The following is a 3,036-nucleotide window of genomic DNA, read 5'->3' on the forward strand; positions in this document are numbered from 1 at the left end:
CTTATGCATGCATAACTTTTTTTAAATTTAGTATGCATGCATACAATCTTTTTTGTAATTTAGTCGTATCAATGTAAAGCCTATGAAGCGCGAAGAGACAGTAGATTACCATATCAAGAGTGCTTGGCATGCCATTTCAAGGATGTACAATCAAAAAGCAGCACAAGAGGATTTCACTACTTCTATTGGATTTGTATTGATCAATATCAATTCCAAAGAAGGCACACCAGCTACCAAAATTGCTCCAATGATGGGATTGGAAGCTAGAAGTCTTACCAGGATGCTTAAAAATATGGAAGAGAAAGGATTGATTTATAAAAAACAGGATCCGGTAGACAAGCGATCTGTTCGGATCTTTTTGACACCAGAAGGAAAAAGGAAAAAAGAGATATCGGTTCAGACCATTAAGGAGTTTAACCTTTCCGTCAGAGAATTGGTATCAGATGAAGAGCTTGATACGTTTTTTGGTGTATTTAATAAGATAAATCAGGTAATTGAACAATTACAATCAGAAACTATAAACCCCAATGCGTACGATGATCAATTGTACGGACTCTAAAACCAAAAATATATATGAAAAGAACCATTAAGAAAGTAGCCATTTTAGGTTCAGGTGTAATGGGATCAAGAATTGCCTGTCATTTTGCCAATATTGGTGTGCAGGTTTTGTTGCTTGATATCGTTCCTTTTGAACTGAATGAAGATGAGCAAAAAAAAGGGCTTAGCCTTTCGGACAAATCGGTACGAAACAGGCTGGTAAATGTGGCACTTCAAAACACACTTAAATCCAAGCCTGCATCCTTGTATGATGCTGCGCATGTTTCCAGGATAAGTACAGGTAATTTTGATGATGATCTTTCCAAAATCAAAGATTATGATTGGGTAATCGAGGTGGTAGTAGAGAAATTGGACATCAAAAAATCCCTTTTTGAAAAGGTGGAAAAATACCGTAAGCCAGGTACTTTAATTACTTCGAATACTTCTGGTATTCCCATGCAGTTGATGAGTGAAGGTAGATCTGAGGATTTTCAGGAGAATTTTGCAGGGACACACTTTTTCAATCCACCCCGATACCTTCGTTTATTGGAGATCATACCAGGGCCTAAAACCAATCCTGAGATTGTAGATTTTCTTATGGATTATGGGGATCGGTACTTAGGTAAGGAGACAGTACTTTGTAAAGATACCCCTGCATTCATTGCCAATAGAATAGGGGTGTATGCCATTATTTCAGGTATGCATGCTATTGAGAAAATGGGTATGGGTGTATCTGAGGTCGATAAACTCACGGGTACTGTAATTGGACGGGCCAAATCAGCTACCTTCAGAACCATGGATGTGGTTGGTTTGGATACCACAGTCAACGTAGCCAATAACCTTTACAAGACACTTACTCATGATGAGTCAAGGGATAAGTTTCAATTGCCCAAGATCGTCCAGGTACTGTATGACAACAAATGGTGGGGTGACAAAACGGGTCAGGGTTATTTCAAAATGATTCGTCATAAGGATGGTTCCAAGGAATTGAAGGAGCTGGACCTTAAAACGTTTGAGTATAAGGATGCCGAAAAGCCAAAATTTAAGGCTTTGGAAGCTTCTAAAGAAATAGATGATCTCAAAAAAAGGGTAAAATTCCTTGTCAACTTTGATGATAAAGCCGGTGAATTTTACCGTACTTCCTTTTATGATCTCTTTAAATATGTTTCCCATCGCATTCCTGAAATTGCAGACGAGCTTTACAGAATAGACCAGGCGGTATCTGCTGGTTTTGGTTGGGAATTAGGTCCATTTGAAACATGGGATGTGCTTGGGGTGAAAGAAACCGTTGAGAAAATGGAAGCTGCCGGAGAAAAAGCTGCTGCTTGGGTACATGATATGCTTTCAGCAGGTCATGACTCTTTCTACAAAGTAGATGGAGGTGTCAGAAAGTACTATGATATTCCATCCAAAACATACAAGGCAATCCCGGGAACTGAGGAATTCATTCTATTGGATACCCTGAAAGGAGCTGACAAGAAGCTTTGGAGCAATGCAGGTGCCAGCATTTATGATATGGGTGATGAAGTTATTGGATTGGAATTCCATACCAAGATGAATGCTTTGGGCCAAGAAGTGATCGAAGGTATCAACACCGCCATCAATATGGCAGAAAAATCATACAAAGGCCTTGTTATAGGAAATGAAGGAGGTAATTTTTCCGCTGGCGCCAATTTGGCCATGCTGTTTATGTTTGCGGGAGATCAAGAGTTTGATGAAATCAACCTGATGATTGCAGGTTTTCAAAATACCATAATGCGGGCCAGGTATTCTTCCATTCCGGTAGTAGTAGCTCCGCATAATATGGCCTTGGGTGGTGGCTGTGAGTTGTCCCTGCATGCTGATGCAGTACAGGCACATGCAGAATTGTATATGGGTCTGGTGGAGTTTGGTGTAGGTTTGATTCCTGCCGGAGGTGGTACCAAGGAAATGACCCTGAGATTCTCCAATGAAATCAAATCAGGTGATGTGGAATTGAACCGCCTGCAGGAATATTTCATGAATATTGCCACTGCCAAAGTATCCACGTCCGCCGTGGAAGCGAGGAACCTGGGTTACCTACAAGCAAAGGATAGCATTACTTTAAACAGGAAGCGGGTCTTGGCCGATGCCAAGGCCAAGGTGCTGGCAATGTATGAGTCAGGATATACACAACCGGTACAGCAAACCGATATCAAAGTATTGGGTAAATCTTCTTTAGCCTTGTTTGAAGCGGGTATCACTGGAATGCTTTATGGAAAATATATTTCTGAGCATGATGCTAAGATTGCCAGAAAATTAGCATGGGTGATGTCCGGAGGTGACCTTTCTTCTCCAACAGAAGTCAGCGAGCAATATCTTCTTGATCTTGAGCGGGAAGCTTTCTTGAGCCTGACCGGCGAGAAAAAGACCCTGGAGCGGATACATAGTATTTTGTTTAAGGGAAAACCTTTGAGAAACTAGAGGTTAGATGCGAGAGACGAGAAGCGAGAAACTAGATACAAGAGACAAGAAGCAAGA

2 protein-coding genes are annotated in these 3,036 nt (G+C 40.9%); both read left to right on the forward strand.

Annotated elements, in window-relative coordinates:
• Positions 1–82: 82 nt before the first annotated feature.
• Positions 83–559 (forward strand): MarR family transcriptional regulator, encoded by a 477-nt coding sequence (locus QZT73_RS12125; RefSeq protein WP_291788390.1) that lies wholly within the window; start codon positions 83–85, stop codon positions 557–559.
• 14 nt (positions 560–573) lie between these two features.
• Positions 574–2,979, forward strand: a complete 2,406-nt coding sequence (locus QZT73_RS12130) for a 3-hydroxyacyl-CoA dehydrogenase/enoyl-CoA hydratase family protein (protein ID WP_291783852.1) — start codon at positions 574–576, stop codon at positions 2,977–2,979.
• Positions 2,980–3,036 lie beyond the last annotated feature (57 nt).

Source organism: Cecembia sp. (assembly GCF_007126775.1).
Lineage (GTDB): Bacteria > Bacteroidota > Bacteroidia > Cytophagales > Cyclobacteriaceae > Cecembia.